This window comes from Enterobacter sp. RHBSTW-00994 (genome assembly GCF_013782625.1).
Lineage (GTDB): Bacteria > Pseudomonadota > Gammaproteobacteria > Enterobacterales > Enterobacteriaceae > Enterobacter.
Window position 1 is genome coordinate 2214619 of record NZ_CP056199.1, and the last position, 16550, is coordinate 2231168.

A 16550-nucleotide genomic window follows, 5' to 3' on the forward strand; every position below is an offset into this window, starting at 1 on the left:
ACGTTATTTCGCATCAACAATTGTGACGTGCAATGCGCTATTGTCCCCAAGCTCGTCCCAGGGACAGTCTAAAAACAGTTGATGAATTTCAGATAACCCGGCGACCAGGTATGGCTCGCAGTGGTTCAGTTTCAGATGGTCGGCAACGATCCAGTGTTGCTGACTTGCGTCCAGCATCGCCCGTTTGACTTCGGCATCGGCTTCCTGGCTGGCGCTTAAACCCAGGGTGGCGTGAATGGCGCATGCTCCCAGAATGGCGATATCGGCCCGGTATCGGGACAACAGGGAGAGCGTTGCACTCCCGGCGAATAAACGTTGCCGCTGATCCCACTTACCGCCCAGGAGAATCAATTCGATATCACTGCGATCGCTAAAGTGGTGGGCAATATCGAGGGAGGGCGTGATGACCGTCAGCGGCCCCTGAAGAAAGGTCGCGACGGCCAGTACCGTGCTTCCGGCATCCAGAAACAGCGTAGAGCCTGGCGGAACGCTTTCTGCGACCCGCTTACCCAGGCGCTGTTTGGTGTGGGGGAGCAAGGTGTTTCTGCCCTGACGATGCATGGCGGAGAGATCGAGAGCGATTGCGCCCCCGTGGTTTTTCTGCGCCAGGCCTTGTTTTTCAAGATCGCTGAGATCGCGCCGGATGGTATCCGCAGAAACATGCAATGTCTCCACGAGGTCGCTAATGCTGGCTTGACCATTTTCACTAATAATATCAATAATATATTTTTGTCTGGCGGTCTTATGCATTATTTTCTGAACCCGCAAAATGTCGCAATAACTTGCATATTACAGCATTTGACGGAAAGAGGAACGCCATTTCCTGGGCAAGCGTTTTTGCGCTGAACTTTCATGTTTACAATGTTCACCAGGATCATATACCATACCCCACTATAGTATGTAGGAGAGCATATGCCACATTCACCCGCAGATAAAAAACGCATCCTTACCCGCGTCCGTCGCATTCGGGGGCAGGTTGATGCCCTCGAAAGGGCGCTGGAATCTGGCGAACCCTGTCTTGCCATCCTTCAGCAAATCGCCGCGGTACGCGGTGCTGCGAATGGCCTGATGGGCGAAATGGTTGAAATTCACCTCAAAGATGAGCTGGTCGCGGGGGAGACAACGCCGGATCAGCGAGCTGTTCGCATGGCAGAAGTCGGCCATTTGCTGCGCTCTTATCTAAAATAAACCCACAGACCTCACAACAAGGGAAGAGACATTATGAAATCTCGCGCAGCTGTCGCATTTGGCCCAGGCCAGCCACTGAAAATCGTTGAAATTGACGTTGCACCGCCAAAAAAAGGCGAAGTGCTGATCAAAATTACCCACACCGGCGTATGCCACACCGATGCATTTACCCTGTCTGGCGATGATCCTGAAGGTGTGTTCCCGGCCGTTCTGGGCCATGAAGGGGGCGGTATCGTAGTGGAAGTGGGCGAGGGTGTGACTAGCCTGAAAGCAGGCGATCACGTAATCCCGCTCTACACCGCTGAATGTGGCGAGTGTAAGTTCTGTAAATCCGGTAAAACCAACCTCTGCCAGGCGGTTCGCGCTACGCAGGGTAAAGGGCTGATGCCAGACGGAACCACGCGTTTCTCCTATAACGGCGAGCCGATTTACCACTACATGGGAACCAGTACCTTCAGCGAATACACCGTGTGTGCGGAAATCTCACTTGCAAAAGTGAACCCACAAGCGCCCCTGGACAAAGTGTGTTTGCTGGGTTGTGGCGTGACTACCGGTATTGGCGCCGTCCACAACACGGCTAAAGTGAAAGAAGGCGATACCGTTGCGGTATTCGGCCTTGGCGGGATTGGTCTTGCGGTTATCCAGGGCGCAGTACAGGCCAAAGCGGGTCGAATCATCGCGGTGGATACCAACCCTGAGAAGTTCACCCTGGCAGGCGAAATGGGTGCGACCGATTTTGTGAACCCGAAAGATTATGACAAACCCGTTCAGGATGTGATCGTTGAGCTGACGGATGGCGGCGTGGATTACAGTTTCGAATGCATTGGCAACGTTAACGTAATGCGATCGGCGCTGGAATGCTGCCATAAAGGCTGGGGCGAAAGCATTATCATCGGTGTAGCGGGGGCAGGACAGGAAATTCGCACTCGTCCATTCCAGTTGGTGACGGGGCGCGTATGGCGCGGTTCTGCGTTTGGTGGTGTGAAAGGGCGCACGCAGTTGCCGGGTATGGTTGAGGACGCAATGACCGGGAAAATTCAGCTCGATCCGTTCATTACGCACCGCCTGCCGCTGGATCAGATCAACGAAGCATTTGACCTGATGCACGAAGGGAAATCTATCCGTACGGTTATCCACTTCGGGGATCACTAATCCTCTCGCCAGCGGAGCCTTCCGCTGGCGTTTTTTACTTATTATTCAAAGTGTGACGTAGCTAGCGCTTTTCTCTGTAATCAAATTCCCTGCCGTGCCGATGACTCTTTTACAGGCGTGTTTTTACGCATCTTACCTATAAGAGAGTCGACGGTCATGGACAACACAACATCGATGCAGGCGCAGCAAAAGCTGAGCTTCTTGCATCATATCAGGCTGGTTCCGCTGTTTTCCTCCATTCTCGGTGGCATTATTCTTCTGTTTGCCTTGAGCTCCGCCCTTGCGGGATATTTCCTGTTAAAAGCGGATACCGATCAGCAGGATGTCACGTCAGAAATTCAGGTCCGTATGGGGCTATCGAATAGCTCCAACCATCTGCGGACCGCCCGAATCAACATGATCCACGCAGGTGCGGCGAGCCGTATTGCCGAAATGGATGCGATGAAGCAAAACATCAGCGAGGCGGAAACGCGCATTAAGCAATCGCAAGAGAGCTTTAACGCCTATTTGCACCGTTCGGTACGGACTCCAGCAGATGAAGCCCTGGATACCGATCTGAAAGCCAAATACGAAGCCTACATTGCCGGCCTGCAGCCAATGCTCAAATACGCTAAAAACGGCATGTTTGAGGCCATCATTAACCATGAAAATGAAACGGCGCGTCCTCTGGATGATGCCTACAACGGCGTGCTGTTAAAAGCGATTAAGATCCGTACTGACCGCGCCAACGAACTGACTGCCCTTGCACATACCCGTACACAGTTAGGATTGATGTTTATGGTGGGGGCATTCGCCCTGGCTCTGGTACTGACCGCCATGACATTCGTGGTGCTGCGCCGGACGGTTATCAACCCGTTACAACGCGCCGCGACTCGCATTGAGAACATCGCGAAGGGCGACCTGACGATGCCAGATGATGCAGCGGGGCGCAGTGAAATTGGTCGTCTGACGCGTGACCTGCAAACCATGCAGCACTCGCTGGTAGATACCGTAGGAACGGTGCGTCAGGGTGCAGAAGAGATTTATCGTGGGACGAGCGAGATCTCCGCGGGTAACACCGATCTCTCTTCCCGTACCGAGCAGCAGGCGGCAGCCATTGAGCAGACCGCTGCCAGTATGGAACAGTTGACGGCAACGGTGAAACAGAACGCCGATAACGCTCACCATGCCAGCAAGCTGGCGGAAGATGCTTCCGGCAAAGCCAGCCGCGGTGGTCAGATGGTTTCGGGTGTGGTCAAAACGATGGGCAACATCTCCAGTAGTTCGAAGAAAATCTCTGAAATTACCGCGGTGATTAACAGCATCGCTTTCCAGACGAACATTCTGGCCCTGAACGCTGCGGTAGAAGCTGCGCGTGCGGGTGAACAAGGCCGTGGTTTTGCGGTGGTGGCCAGCGAGGTCCGAACGCTTGCCAGTCGTAGTGCAAACGCGGCAAAAGAGATCGAAAGCCTGATCAATGAATCCGTATCGTTGATTGACCAGGGATCTGGTGAAGTAGTGGCGGCGGGCAATACCATGAGTGAGATTGTTGATGCCGTAAGACGTGTCACCGATATCATGCTGGAAATTGCAGCAGCCTCTGATGAGCAGAGTCGCGGTATTGTGCAGGTAAGCCAGGCGATATCTGAAATGGATAAAGTGACGCAGCAGAACGCCTCACTGGTCGAAGAGGCCTCGGCAGCAGCGGCGTCGCTGGAAGAACAAGGTGCACGTCTGACGGAAGCTGTAGGCGCATTCCGTTTAAACGGCGCGACGCAGAGCCGTGTGCCGCGTGCTCAGCCAACGGTAAAACCGACGGCGTTGCGCCCGGTATCGGCCAGCAGTGGCGATAACTGGGAAACCTTCTGATAAAAAAGGGGCCGCAAGGCCTGAAGGCTCCCCATAAATAAAGACAGGCATAGAAGGTTGTGATCTACTTAGTGTTCCACCAAAAAGTAAGGTCACTCCTCTATGCCTGCTTCACAAGTTTGCCATAAATTTTTCAGCCAGCCCCTGAACTCCATTCATCAGTACCGTAAAAACGCCCTGCTCGATATGACCGTGGCCCTGACACGTGGTGCTTCGCTTTCTCTTACCAGCATCGGCAGATACCTGCCAGGCCCCGCACGTGTTAAGCACAAGATTATCAGAGATGAAAAAAGCGAGCGCTATGGGCTGGGACTGCGGGCAAGTAAAAGTCGGGGAGAAAAAAGACTATCCGTGCTTTGCCTGGTTGCAGTTCTCTACAGCATCATCCTATGGCTGACGGGATATTACCTTGAAAGTAAGGGAATAAATCGATGGTTCCAGGCGAACAGTGAGAAATCACGCAGGGTGCTGTCGTATCTGACATTGAGTGAAAATGTCATCCGGCAGTCACCGGGGCTCCTGTCGGGGATGAACCCCGACAGGGTATATGCAGATATGGCAAGGGCCTATCGAAACATCATCATGGTGTATTGATGATGTTTCTGGGGATCCCTCAGGCCGCAAGGCCCCTTGTTGTTTCTGTTGTTACTGTTTGTCCGGCAGCGCATACGCGATGATGTAATCACCACGATCCGGCGACTGACGAGCACCGCCTGCGTTGATGATGATGTACTGTTTACCGGTTTTCGGTGAAACATAGGTCATCGGGCCGGACTGGCTACCCACAGGCAGGCGGTCTTTCCAGATCTCTTTACCTGTTGCGGTATCAAATGCGCGCAGGTAGAAGTCCTGAGTACCGGCAAAGAACAGCAGACCGGACTGGGTTGACAGTGACGCACCCAGTGTTGGCATCCCGATTGGGATAGGCATATGCATGCGGATCCCCAGTGGGCCGGTATCCTCAACGGTTCCAACCGGAACCTGCCAGACCAGTTTGCCGGTTTTCAGGTCAACGGCTGACATCGTACCAAACGGCGGTTTCTGACATGGAATGCCCAGCGGTGACAGGAAACGCTCACGCATTGCGCCAAATGGCGTACCGTCCATCGGGACGATACCCATCTCGATACCGCTGGCATTTTTGGCGACGTTTGCGCGTGGAACCATGTAGTTTGCCAGCCCCAGACGCATATCATTCACAAACATCAGGCTGTTATTAGGGTCAACAGAGACGCTGCCCCAGTTCATGCCGCCAAGGGATCCAGGGAACTGCAGCGAACGGTCAAGACCCGGAGGCGTAAAGACACCCTGATGACGCATCTCTTTAAACTGAATACGGCACAGCAGCAGGTCAACCGGCGTTGCGCCCCACATGTCTGATTCGGTCAGCGTCTGGTTGCCAATCATTGGCATGCCAACGGAGTAAGGCTGAGTAGGGGAATAACGTTCACCCTCGACGTTTCCGGCCGGAACCGGACGTTCTTCTACTTTCGCGACCGGTTTGCCCGTCTCACGGTTGAGCATGAAGATCATGCCCTGTTTACTGGTCTGCACCAGTACAGGCGTTGTACCGCCTTTACCGTCAGGCAGGTCGTACAGGAGTGGCTGTGAAGGCAGGTCAAAGTCCCACAGGTCGTGGTGGGTAGTCTGGAAATGCCAGCGTACCTGACCGGTCGTCGCATCCACGGCCACTATCGATGAACTGTATTTATCATCCAGCGCGGTACGTTCACCGGCCCAGAAGTCTGGTGTGGCGTTACCGGTTGGCAGATAGATCAGGTTCAGTCTGGCGTCATACGACATGGCAGACCAGACGTTCGGCGTCCCGCGCGTATAGGTCTGGCCTTCCGGCGGCAGACCGGTCAGGTTCGGATTACCGGGGTCCCACGCCCATGCCAGTTTCCCGGTGTGAACGTCATAAGCGCGTACCACTCCCGGCGGCTCACCTGTGGAGAAGTTGTCTGCAACGCGTCCACCGACCACCACCACGTTGCCCGCAACCAGCGGCGTTGAGGTTTGCTGATAATAACCTGGTTTGATTTCACCCATGCCGACGCTGAGATCGACAATACCGTGATCGCCAAAGTCTTCACAAACCTTGCCGGTGTCGGCATTGATGGCGATAAGACGGGCATCGGTGGTTGGCAGGAACAGGCGACGTGGACAGGCGGCAGGCTGCACAGTGGGTTGTGACGTTGTCACGCTGCTGTGATCTTCAAAATATCCAAGACCACGGCAACGCTGCCAGTTAGGGGCGGTGGCTTTAGAATCGTAACGCCATTTCTCTTTCCCGGAATCAACATCCAGCGCCAGCACTTTGCTGTATGGAGTACAGACATAGAGCGTGTCGCCAACCTGAAGCGGGGTGTTTTGATCTTCTGCGCCCGAACCGTTGCTCTGCGGAATATCTCCCGTATGGGCAACCCAGGCAACCTTCAGGTCGTTGATGTTCTGTTTGTTGATCTGATCAAGCGCGGCAAAGCGGTCACCGTGCGTGGTATTCCCCCAGTGCTCCCAGTTTTTTTGTTGCTCGCCAGGGGCGACAGGTTTAACCGGAACCGGCTCACTGGCGCTCACCAGAGTCTGGGGTTTAAACATCCAGCCCACGCTTACCAGCATCAGAACCGCAAGTACGGCCGCAAGGCCAAACGACGGGGCTTTGTTGACCGGTGCATTGCTGTTTGCTGCTCGCAGGAAAGGCCAGACGATGGTGCAGAGGAATGCCAGAACCGCGAAGGTGAAGAGGCGAGAGAAGAGTGGCCAGAAATCCCAGCCTGCATCGCCCACCGCCCAGAAAATCGAGGCGATAAAGGCGATGGCATACAGCACAATGCCGCTGATGCGGTTGGTGAGGATCAGGATGGCAGAAATCACCATCACCACACCCATTATCATGAAGTACCAACTTCCGCCGACGGTGGCGAGCTTAAGGCCCAACCCGCCAACAGCCAGACCGATGATTGTCATCAGCCCGACAAGGAGCCACTGCAGGATACGAGGTATCCCGCGCGGTGCGCTGCCAAATGCCATTTCTGTCTCCTTAAATACTCCCGTCTTTTCAGGTCTGTGCTGTGCGGCATCTGTACCAAATGGGTAATAAAAGACGAGGATATGATAGTTTCTTACGGTTATTACCGTGTTAATTGCGCTTTGAACCACTATCCAAATATTCAAATGAACCATTTGGTGAATTCGTGGCTATGATAAAACTGTTAAAATGTTTTACGCAATTGTTAATAAATGATTTCGCATTATTTGATCAGAAGAGGTAAAAAACCCGTCTTCAGACGGGTTCTGTCCGTGCGAATGAAGGGCGTGTCAGGCAGGCATGGATTTCCGTATCGCACTGAGCAGCGCTTGCGCGCCTGGCGATAATGGCGTGTCGACGCGGGTTAAAATACCGATGGGTTCACCCGCGCCAGGGATGGTGACCGGCAGGGCAACGAGTGTTCCGTGGCGCAGGTCGTCTTTAACCGCACCTGAGGGGACAAACCAGACGTAGTCAAAGTCCACTGTCAGTTGACGCGACAGTGATGCCGACAGGGTTTCAATGCAGCCACCTGGCAGCGTGCAGCCCTGAAGTTGTAGCAGGGCTTCGGCATTTTGCCGCGGCACTGTACCTTTTGGGGAAACCACAACGGGCCACTCCATGACCCGACTCAGGGTAACGGTATCCTGTAACAGGGGATGATTGGTGCGTACCACCAGCTTCAGTGATTCCAGGAAAAGGAGTTCATAGTTGAGGCCTGTCATCAACTCCGGGTCGGACATCCGACCAATCCCCAAATCAAGCTCACCTGATTTCAGCCCCGCGAGCAACATGGTGTTATTCATGGTCGCGACCTGGATCGTGGTGTGTTTTTGCTGTTTATGAAATTGACCAATGACGGCGGGAAGGATACCCATTGCGGCCGTCGGTAAGGCTCCCACACGAACAATCTCGTTGCTGTGTTCGTCTTTACGGTTCAGTGCCTGGCCTGCGGTATTGAGTGCATCCAGGACTTTTACCGCGTGGGTCAGGAACTGTTCGCCCACCAGCGTGAGTTGTGCGCCCAAACGTCCACGATCGAACAGGCGGGTTCCGGTAAGTTGTTCCAGCTCGTTCAGCGTTTTTGAGAGTGCAGGCTGACTCAGGTTAAGGGTTTCAGCCGCTCGCCCCAGCGTTCCCTGTTGAGCGACGGCTACAAATGTATGCAAATGGCGCAAGCGTATGCGCTGACTGAACAAACCATTTTTTTCCATAGGCGATGTTAAAAACAGAGCGGTGCGGGTGACAAGTTAAGTTGTTTAATTTTGATAACCTGATAGCAAAATATTTTTAACATTTGATCTGTTTGAGTTACAAGATTTTTTTCAACGGCAGGGATTTTTCTCTCTTCGGGCAATATCCTGCGCTTTTCCTGTAAAGCACAGGCTTTAACCACTCGCCTGTCCAGATCACAAATCGTAAATTCTTCCCGCCGACCAGAACGGCCTTTTCTACACTCCAGGTAATATTCACTGGAGGCATGACATCATGGCGAACACCATCACGGCTGATGATATTCGGGAACACTTTTCGCAGGCAATGTCGACGATGTACCAGCAGGAAGTTCCGCAGTACGGCACATTGCTGGAGCTGGTTGCGGACGTAAACCTGGCGGTTCTTGAACATAATCCGCTGTTACATGAACAGTTGGCGAACGCAGATGAACTGGCTCGCCTGAATGTCGAACGTCATGGCGCAATCCGTGTAGGAACTGCACAGGAGTTGTCCACGCTGCGACGGATGTTCGCCATTATGGGGATGTACCCGGTCAGCTATTATGACCTGTCCCAGGCGGGCGTGCCGGTTCACTCGACAGCGTTTCGTCCCATAGAGGATGGGGCGCTTTGTCGTAACCCGTTTCGCATTTTTACCTCGTTGTTGCGCCTGGAATTGATCGACAACGTGGTCCTGCGTAAACGGGCGGCAGAGATCTTATCCCGCCGAAATATCTTTACACCGCGCTGTCTGGCGTTAATCGACCTGTTCGAGTCAGAAGGACACTTTACTGACGCGCAGGCGCGTGAATTTGTCCAGGAAGCGCTTGAAACCTTCCGTTGGCATCGCCATGCCACGGTCGATCAGGAAACTTACCTCGCATTGCATAATGAACACCGGTTGATTGCCGATGTGGTGTGCTTCCCCGGCTGTCATATCAACCATCTCACGCCGCGCACGCTGGATATTGACCGGGCACAGGAGCTCATGCCTAAGTACGGTATCGAGCCGAAAATTCTGATTGAAGGGCCGCCGCGCCGTGATGTGCCGATCCTGCTTCGTCAGACCAGTTTTAAAGCTCTGGAAGAGCCAGTGCTGTTTTCGGGGGAACATTTGGGTACACACACGGCACGATTTGGTGAAATTGAGCAGCGTGGAGTGGCGTTGACGCCGAAAGGACGTGAACTGTACGACCGTTTGTTGGGACAAGCTGGAACGGGCAAAGACAACATGACGCACCAGTTGCACCTGCATGAAGTGTTTAGCACCTTCCCGGACAGTGAAATGTTCCTGCGTCGTCAGGGACTGGCCTATTTCCGCTATCGTCTGACGCCGGCAGGCGAAGCTCACCGCAAGGCATTTCGTCCCGGTGACGATCCACAACCGCTGATCGAGCGCGGATGGGTTGTGGCTCAGCCCATCACCTATGAAGATTTTCTGCCTGTCAGTGCGGCGGGGATTTTCCAGTCAAACCTGGGGAACGAAACGCAGTCGCGCAGCCACGGTAATGCCAGCCGGGAGGCGTTTGAAACGGCGCTGGGATGCCCGGTGTATGACGAGTTTGCGCTGTATGAAGAGGCGGAAGCGCGCAGTAAACAGCGTTGCGGTTTGCTCTGAAATCGTTACTCTGCACGGGTGTGATGGAAAAAGAAGGTTGTTATGCAAAATCCCTCCGCCCCTGTGGTTGCAACGCGCCAGGGCGCACTGATTGGTTTTACTGATAAGGATGTTCATGTGTGGTGCGGTATCCCTTATGCTGCACCGCCTGTCGGATCATTACGCTGGCGTGCTCCGCAGCCACCCGTTTCGTGGGAGGGTCTGCGTCAGGCGACGACGTTTTCGGCGTCAAGCTGGCAAAACAGCGAGTATTGCCAGGCGCTGGGAGGCGGCGATCCGGGGCAATTTTCCGAAGACTGCCTCTATCTTAACGTCTGGTCGCCGGCCACGCGTTCAACCCCGCTTCCGGTGATGGTCTGGCTGCATGGTGGTGGGTTCACCATCGGTGCAGGCGGGCTTCCCCCTTATAGCGGCCGGGCGCTGGCGCAGCGTGACGTCGTCGTTGTGACGATCAATTATCGGTTGGGTCATCTTGGCTTTTTTGCCCATCCGGCGCTTGAAGGGGAAGAAGAGCGTGTGGTGCATAATTTTGCACTGCTCGACCAACTCGCGGCGCTGAACTGGGTGCGCGACAATATCGCGGTATTTGGCGGTGACCCGCACAATATCACGCTGTTTGGCGAGTCGGCGGGGGCACGCAGCGTCTTGTCGTTGCTGGCATCGCCTCTGGCTGAAGGACTGTTCCATAAAGCGATTGTGCAAAGCGGTTATACCTTGCCGGATACCCCGCGCGAGCAGGCACTGGAGAAAGGCGTTGCACTGGCGGCGCATTTGGGTCTTGAAAATGCGACAGCAGATCAGCTACGGGCGCTTCCGCCAGAGGTTTTCTGGCCTCTGATTGCGCCGCACAATATCACCCCGACGCCGATTGCGGGCGACTGTGTATTGCCTGAGCCGATGCTCGATGTTTTCTTTGCCGCCCGTCAGCATCCCGTCCCGGTCATGATTGGCTCGAACAGCGATGAAGCCAGCGTTATGGCAGTATTTGGGATTGATCTGGCAGGACAAATTCAAAAATTACGCTGTGAACGCCGTTTTGGCCTGGGGCTGATTAAGCTACTGTATCCCGGTGTAAAAGGTGATGAAGAGCTTGGGCGGCAGGTTTGCCGGGATATGGCGTTTACCACGCTGGGCTATGTGGTCATGCAGGCTCAGCAACGTATAGGTGCGCCGTGCTGGCGTTACTGGTTTGATTATGTTGCTGAAGCCGAACATGCCACCTACATCAATGGTGCGTGGCACGGCAACGAAGTGCCTTATGTGTTTGATTCGCTGGGGAGCGTCGAACCGTCCCGGCAGTATGTTACTGCGCGTGATCTGCAGTTTTCTGCACAGGTTGCTGACTACTGGGTTAGCTTTGCCCGCCATGCCAGCCACATCCACGACGTCCTCCACGGGCCGACAAACTGGCCAGCCTGTCGTAAAAGGCGGGACGTGTTATTGCGTATAGGTGTGAATAAACATGCAGGATTCAGGCTTGAAAACCGCTTTATGCGCGCAAGAATGAGCCTCTTCAAGCGCGTCATGAAGCACCACGTTAGCCTCGACTGAGCAGACAAGCGCGAAAGGCGGCGAGCCCGTTATCTTTGCTGCCGGACTCGCGCAGTACCAGCCGGTAGCTTGCGTCTGTTCTGATACTGGTCGTGTAAGGCCGCGCCAGACGCCCAGCGCGGATATCTTCTTCCACCAGCGTTTCATCCGCTATCGCGATCCCCAACCCCTGGATCGCGGCAGTGATCGCCAGATCCATCGTATCGAAGTGTTGATTTTTGAGCATGGCTTGCGGCGAAAGGGCCTGTTTTGCCAGCCATAACGACCAGTCTGTTTTATCTCGCGTAGGGTGGAGAAAGGTGAGTGATGCCAGTTCTGAACCCAGTCTCGCCGGGCTCATCACCGGTGTTAGCGCCTCTTCAAACAGCAGATCGCCCGCACTCATGTGTGTCCCAAATACGATGGCTGCATCATAGGATTCTGTTTTGAAATTGACGTTGTGATCGGTTGTCGTGGTCAGCGCGATTTGCAGATCGGGTTGTTCCCGCTCTACCTGCAACAGGCGCGGGATCAGCCAGCGCATTGCGCAGGTAGGCGCCTTCAGCCGTACCACGGTTTGCTGGGAACGCGCCTGGTCAGCCACGGTCAGCAGATGTTCAAACGCGGATTGCAGTTCAGGAAGCAGGGCGCTGCCTTGTGGTGAAAGGCGCAAGCCGCGCGCATGGCGTTCAAACAGCGGAAAACCGAACCACTCTTCCAGTGTGGCAATTTTACGGCTCACGGCCCCCTGAGTCAGGCACAGCTCTTTTGCTGCATGGGTGAGGTTAAGGTGACGCGCGGTTTTTAAAAATGCGTCAATGGCATTGAGCGGGAAGGAGCGACGCGACATAAAACACCTCAGGTATGCGTTTTTCTCATGGCTATTATGACAACAATTCGTTTGTCGCCACAACCGACTTATTGTTTGAATAGTTATGCAATCACCACGAGAAAGGAATAACGATGACTTTGAGAACCCCGGTGCAAACCCGTTCAAAATTGCCTGATGTCGGTACAACAATTTTTACCGTCATTGGCCAGCTATCTGCACAGCATAACGCCATTAATCTTTCTCAGGGTGCACCCAATTTCTCTTGTGATCCGAAACTGATCGCCAGTGTGGCGCGGGCCATGGAAGCGGGGCATAACCAGTACGCAGCAATGACGGGGCTGCACCCGCTGAAAGAGCGCATCGCCGAAAAGATTGCATCGCTGTACGGCACAGAGTACGACCCTGGCAGCGAAGTGCTGGTCACCGCCAGCGCCAGCGAAGGCCTTTACTCTGCCATCAGCGGGTTAGTGCATGCTGGCGATGAGGTGATCTATTTTGAACCGTCTTTCGACAGCTACGCACCGATCGTGCGTCTCCAGGGGGCAACTCCGGTCGCCATTAAACTGACCGTCCCGGACTTCGCGGTGAACTGGGATGAAGTTCGGGCAGCAATCACGCCGCGTACGCGGATGATCATTGTGAATACGCCGCATAACCCCAGCGGACAGGTTTTCTCTGCCCAGGACCTCCAGCAACTGGCGGCGCTGACCCGCAATACCGATATCATTATTTTGTCTGACGAAGTCTACGAACACGTGGTTTTTGATGGTGAACCGCACCACGGAATGGCTACTCATCCGCAACTGGCGGAGCGTAGCGTCATTATTTCATCGTTTGGAAAAACCTATCACGTTACCGGATGGCGCGTAGGATACTGTGTTGCCCCGGCGGTATTGATGGAGGAGATCTGTAAGGTCCATCAGTTTTTGATGTTTTCTGCCGATACCCCTATGCAGTACGCCTTTGCGGAACACATGGCGGATCCGCAAACCTGGTTGTCGCTGGCGGCGTTTTATCAGCGTAAACGCGACCTGCTGCAGACCCTGCTGGCCGAGTCGCCGTTCCGGCTGCTGCCAAGCGCAGGTTCGTTCTTCCTGCTGGCCGATTACAGCCATTTCAGCGATGAACGCGATAGCGATATGGTGAAGCGGTTGATCACCGAATGCGGTGTTGCCACGATCCCGCTGTCAGCGTTTTATGCTGACGGTACAGATAATAAATTGATTCGTCTCTCTTTCGCGAAAGATGAGACTACGTTACGGGCAGGTGCTCAGGCCCTGTGTCGGGTTAAACCACGCTAAGGAGTTTTACATGAAATTACGCGCGTTAGTTGTTGGCCTGGGAGTGCTGTGTTCGTTCTCTTCGTTTGCCGCAACGGAGCTTCGCTACGGTCTGGAAGCGGAGTATCCACCGTTTGAAAGCCGTAATGCCTCGGGTGAACTGGAAGGATTTGATGTTGAACTGGGTAATGCTATTTGCAAAGCCGCTGCGCTGAAATGCAACTGGGTGGAAACCTCTTTCGATGCCTTGATCCCAGGGCTGGTGGCGAAGAAATTCGACGCCATTAACTCGGCAATGAACATTACTGAACAGCGCCGCAAGAGCATTGATTTTACCCAGCCGATTTACCGTATTCCGTCACAACTGGTGGGGAAAGCGGGAAGTGCGGTCGATGCGACGCCGGAAGGCCTGAAGGGTAAAACCATCGGTGTGTTGCAAGGGTCCATTCAGGAAACCTATGCGAAAGAGCACTGGGAAAAGCACGGTGTCACCGTGGTGTCTTATAAAGATCAGAACATGGCGTGGGGAGATTTGCTGAATGGCCGCATTGACGCCTCGCTGGTGATGTCTGCTGCCGGGCAGGCGGGTTTCCTTAGCAAGCCACAGGGTAAAGGGTTTGGTTTTATTGGCAAACCGGTGTCCGACGACACGATTCTGGGCAGTGGTATCGGCTTCGGGTTGCGTAAGGGGGATGAGGCCACCAAAAAGCAACTTGATGCCGCAATTGATAAAGTACGTGCCGATGGCACGATCGCCAAACTCGCTGATAAGTACTTCCCGGGTATCGATGTCAGCGTAAAATAAACCGCCTCGTTTTGCCCCGTCTGTCGATGTCCAGCCGGGGCATTTTTAATACACATCATTCTTCAGCCTGCCTCTGCGTTGGCTACGTCTGTTCACCCCATTCACCCCATTCACTTACTTCAGTAAGCTCCAGGGGATTCTCATACTCGCGGCCTTGATCCAGCATGAATGATTTTGCGTATTTACTCTTATTTACACCACTTTCAGGCCGTTCTGGTCGACAGAAAATATTTCTCACTTTGTTCATATAATCGCCTGCCAACAATTGGATTCTTAACCGTTTTTGTTTAGGCTGTGCGTTCTTTCTTGCCGTCATTTCGCCGACCGCGAAACTCATTCACACGACCATAAGGACGTTTTCTCAGGCATGAATCGCAGACGTTTTTTAAAAGGCTCGCTGGCTATGGCTGCCTTGAGCAGTACTTCCGGCCTGGCCACGCTGTTCTCCCGTGCAGCGAATGCTGCCGAGTCTGACATTGCTGATGGTCAGAGCCGTCGTTTTGACTTCTCCGTGCTGCAATCCATGGCGCATGATCTGGCGAAAACCCCGTGGGGCGGCGCTCCGCGCCCATTGCCGGAAACGCTGGCAACCATGACGCCTCAGGCGTACAACGCCATTCGCTACGACGAAAAACAGTCGCTGTGGAATAACATCGAAAACCGTCAGCTTGACGTGCAGTTCTTCCATATGGGAATGGGCTTCCGTCGCCGTGTGAGGATGTTCTCGCTTGATCCGGCAACATCTCAGGCTCGCGAGATCCATTTCCGTCCGGAACTCTTTAGCTATAACGATACGGGTGTTGACACGAAACAACTGGAAGGGCAAAGCGATCTCGGTTTTGCCGGTTTTCGGGCGTTTAAAGCGCCAGAACTGGCGCGTCGCGATATCGTCTCCTTCCTGGGCGCGAGTTACTTCCGCGCTGTTGATGATACGTATCAGTACGGGCTCTCCGCGCGGGGTCTGGCGGTCGATACCTTCACCGATACACCGGAAGAGTTCCCTGATTTCACCTCGTTCTGGTTTGAAACGGTTAAACCGGGTGATACCTCCTTCACGGTCTACACGTTGCTCGACAGCCCGAGTATCACCGGCGCGTATAAGTTCGTGATCCACTGCGAGAAGAGCCAGGTGATCATGGAGGTGGACAACCATCTCTTCGCCCGTAAAGACATCAAGCAACTCGGCATCGCGCCGATGACCAGCATGTTCAGCTGCGGCAATAACGAACGTCGTATGTGCGACACGATCCACCCGCAAATTCATGACTCAGACCGTCTGGCGATGTGGCGTGGTAATGGCGAGTGGATTTGCCGTCCGCTGAATAACCCGCAAAAGCTGCAATTCAATGCCTATATGGATAAGAATCCAAAAGGTTTTGGTCTGTTACAGCTTGATCGCGATTTCTCCCATTATCAGGACATTATGGGCTGGTATAACAAACGCCCAAGCCTGTGGGTTGAACCGCGTAATAACTGGGGCAAAGGTGCTGTTGGCCTGATGGAAATCCCGACGACGGGTGAAACGCTGGATAACGTGGTGTGCTTCTGGCAACCCGAGAAAGCGGTGGAAGCGGGTGATGAACTGGAGTTCAAATATCGCCTGTACTGGAGCGCGCAACCTCCTGTGCGTTCCCCCCTGGCGAACGTGTACGCCACCCGTACCGGTATGGGTGGTTTCCCGGAAGGCTGGGCACCTGGCGAAAACTACCCGAAAGTGTGGGCCCGGCGTTTTGCCATTGATTTCGTGGGGGGCGATCTGAAAGCCGCCGCGCCGAAAGGTATCGAGCCGGTGATTACGCTCTCCAGCGGTGAAGCGAAGCAGGTCGAAATTCTCTACGTTGAGCCGTTTGACGGTTATCGCATCCTGTTTGACTGGTATCCCACTTCTGACTCAACAGAGCCGGTGGATATGCGCATGTTCCTGCGCTGTCAGGGAGAGGCAATCAGTGAAACCTGGCTGTATCAGTACTTCCCGCCCGCGCCGGATAAACGCAATTACGTAGACGACCGCATTATGCGGTAATGTCGGGCAAGGACTGCATTATTCGTTACTGT

At 54.1% G+C, this 16550-nt stretch carries 14 protein-coding genes; 9 read left to right on the plus strand and 5 right to left on the minus strand.

Annotated features, from left to right (window positions below):
• Positions 1–3: 3 nt before the first annotated feature.
• Positions 4–750 carry a DeoR/GlpR family DNA-binding transcription regulator gene (locus HV346_RS10625; RefSeq protein ID WP_181623447.1) on the minus strand — a complete coding sequence of 249 codons (747 nt, stop codon included), beginning with the start codon at positions 748–750 and terminating at the stop codon, positions 4–6.
• Between the two features lie 162 nt (positions 751–912).
• Here HV346_RS10625 and HV346_RS10630 point away from each other — a divergent pair, with 162 nt between their 5' ends.
• From HV346_RS10630 to HV346_RS10645, 4 genes are all read left to right on the plus strand, one after another.
• Positions 913–1188: a metal/formaldehyde-sensitive transcriptional repressor gene (locus HV346_RS10630; RefSeq protein WP_134350232.1), complete on the plus strand. Its 276-nt coding sequence runs from the start codon at positions 913–915 to the stop codon at positions 1186–1188.
• A 33-nt stretch (positions 1189–1221) separates the two neighbouring features.
• The gene (locus tag HV346_RS10635) at positions 1222–2340 is read left to right on the plus strand and encodes an S-(hydroxymethyl)glutathione dehydrogenase/class III alcohol dehydrogenase (RefSeq protein ID WP_181623448.1); all 1119 of its coding nucleotides are present in this window, start codon (positions 1222–1224) and stop codon (positions 2338–2340) included.
• Positions 2341–2496: 156 nt separating this feature from the next.
• A complete protein-coding gene (locus HV346_RS10640) occupies positions 2497–4188 on the plus strand; it encodes a methyl-accepting chemotaxis protein (protein ID WP_181623449.1) in 1692 nt (563 codons plus the stop codon).
• A gap of 102 nt (positions 4189–4290) precedes the next feature.
• Positions 4291–4782 carry a hypothetical protein gene (locus tag HV346_RS10645; RefSeq protein WP_181623450.1) on the plus strand — a complete coding sequence of 164 codons (492 nt, stop codon included), beginning with the start codon at positions 4291–4293 and terminating at the stop codon, positions 4780–4782.
• Positions 4783–4833: 51 nt separating this feature from the next.
• On the opposite strand, the gene HV346_RS10650 is transcribed toward HV346_RS10645, so the two are convergent.
• Positions 4834–7218: a glucose/quinate/shikimate family membrane-bound PQQ-dependent dehydrogenase gene (locus HV346_RS10650; protein WP_181623451.1), complete on the minus strand. Its 2385-nt coding sequence runs from the start codon at positions 7216–7218 to the stop codon at positions 4834–4836.
• Between the two features lie 288 nt (positions 7219–7506).
• Positions 7507–8430, minus strand: a complete 924-nt coding sequence (locus tag HV346_RS10655; RefSeq protein WP_181623452.1) for a LysR substrate-binding domain-containing protein — start codon at positions 8428–8430, stop codon at positions 7507–7509.
• A 274-nt stretch (positions 8431–8704) separates the two neighbouring features.
• On the opposite strand from HV346_RS10655, the gene HV346_RS10660 reads away from it, so the two are divergent.
• Together HV346_RS10660 and HV346_RS10665 are read left to right on the plus strand one after the other, a co-directional pair.
• Positions 8705–10048 (plus strand): VOC family protein, encoded by a 1344-nt coding sequence (locus HV346_RS10660; RefSeq protein WP_181623453.1) that lies wholly within the window; start codon positions 8705–8707, stop codon positions 10046–10048.
• A 42-nt stretch (positions 10049–10090) separates the two neighbouring features.
• On the plus strand, positions 10091–11599 hold the full coding sequence (locus HV346_RS10665; RefSeq protein WP_181623454.1) for a carboxylesterase/lipase family protein: 1509 nt from the start codon (positions 10091–10093) through the stop codon (positions 11597–11599).
• Here HV346_RS10665 and HV346_RS10670 read toward each other — a convergent pair.
• Positions 11586–12428: a LysR family transcriptional regulator gene (locus tag HV346_RS10670; protein WP_181623455.1), complete on the minus strand. Its 843-nt coding sequence runs from the start codon at positions 12426–12428 to the stop codon at positions 11586–11588. The two genes, HV346_RS10665 and HV346_RS10670, sit on opposite strands and share 14 nt — an antisense overlap.
• Before the next feature lie 113 nt (positions 12429–12541).
• Here HV346_RS10670 and HV346_RS10675 point away from each other — a divergent pair, with 113 nt between their 5' ends.
• Both HV346_RS10675 and HV346_RS10680 read left to right on the plus strand, forming a co-directional pair.
• Entirely contained in the window at positions 12542–13711 is a 1170-nt protein-coding gene (locus tag HV346_RS10675) for a pyridoxal phosphate-dependent aminotransferase (protein ID WP_181623456.1), read from the plus strand.
• A 10-nt stretch (positions 13712–13721) separates the two neighbouring features.
• Positions 13722–14495: an ABC transporter substrate-binding protein gene (locus HV346_RS10680; protein WP_181623457.1), complete on the plus strand. Its 774-nt coding sequence runs from the start codon at positions 13722–13724 to the stop codon at positions 14493–14495.
• An 82-nt stretch (positions 14496–14577) separates the two neighbouring features.
• Here the strand turns inward: HV346_RS10680 and HV346_RS10685 are convergent, their stop codons facing one another.
• Entirely contained in the window at positions 14578–14832 is a 255-nt protein-coding gene (locus tag HV346_RS10685; protein WP_181623458.1) for a hypothetical protein, read from the minus strand.
• 30 nt (positions 14833–14862) lie between these two features.
• On the opposite strand from HV346_RS10685, the gene HV346_RS10690 reads away from it, so the two are divergent.
• A complete protein-coding gene (locus HV346_RS10690; protein ID WP_181623459.1) occupies positions 14863–16518 on the plus strand; it encodes a glucan biosynthesis protein in 1656 nt (551 codons plus the stop codon).
• The last annotated feature ends 32 nt before the right edge of the window (positions 16519–16550 follow it).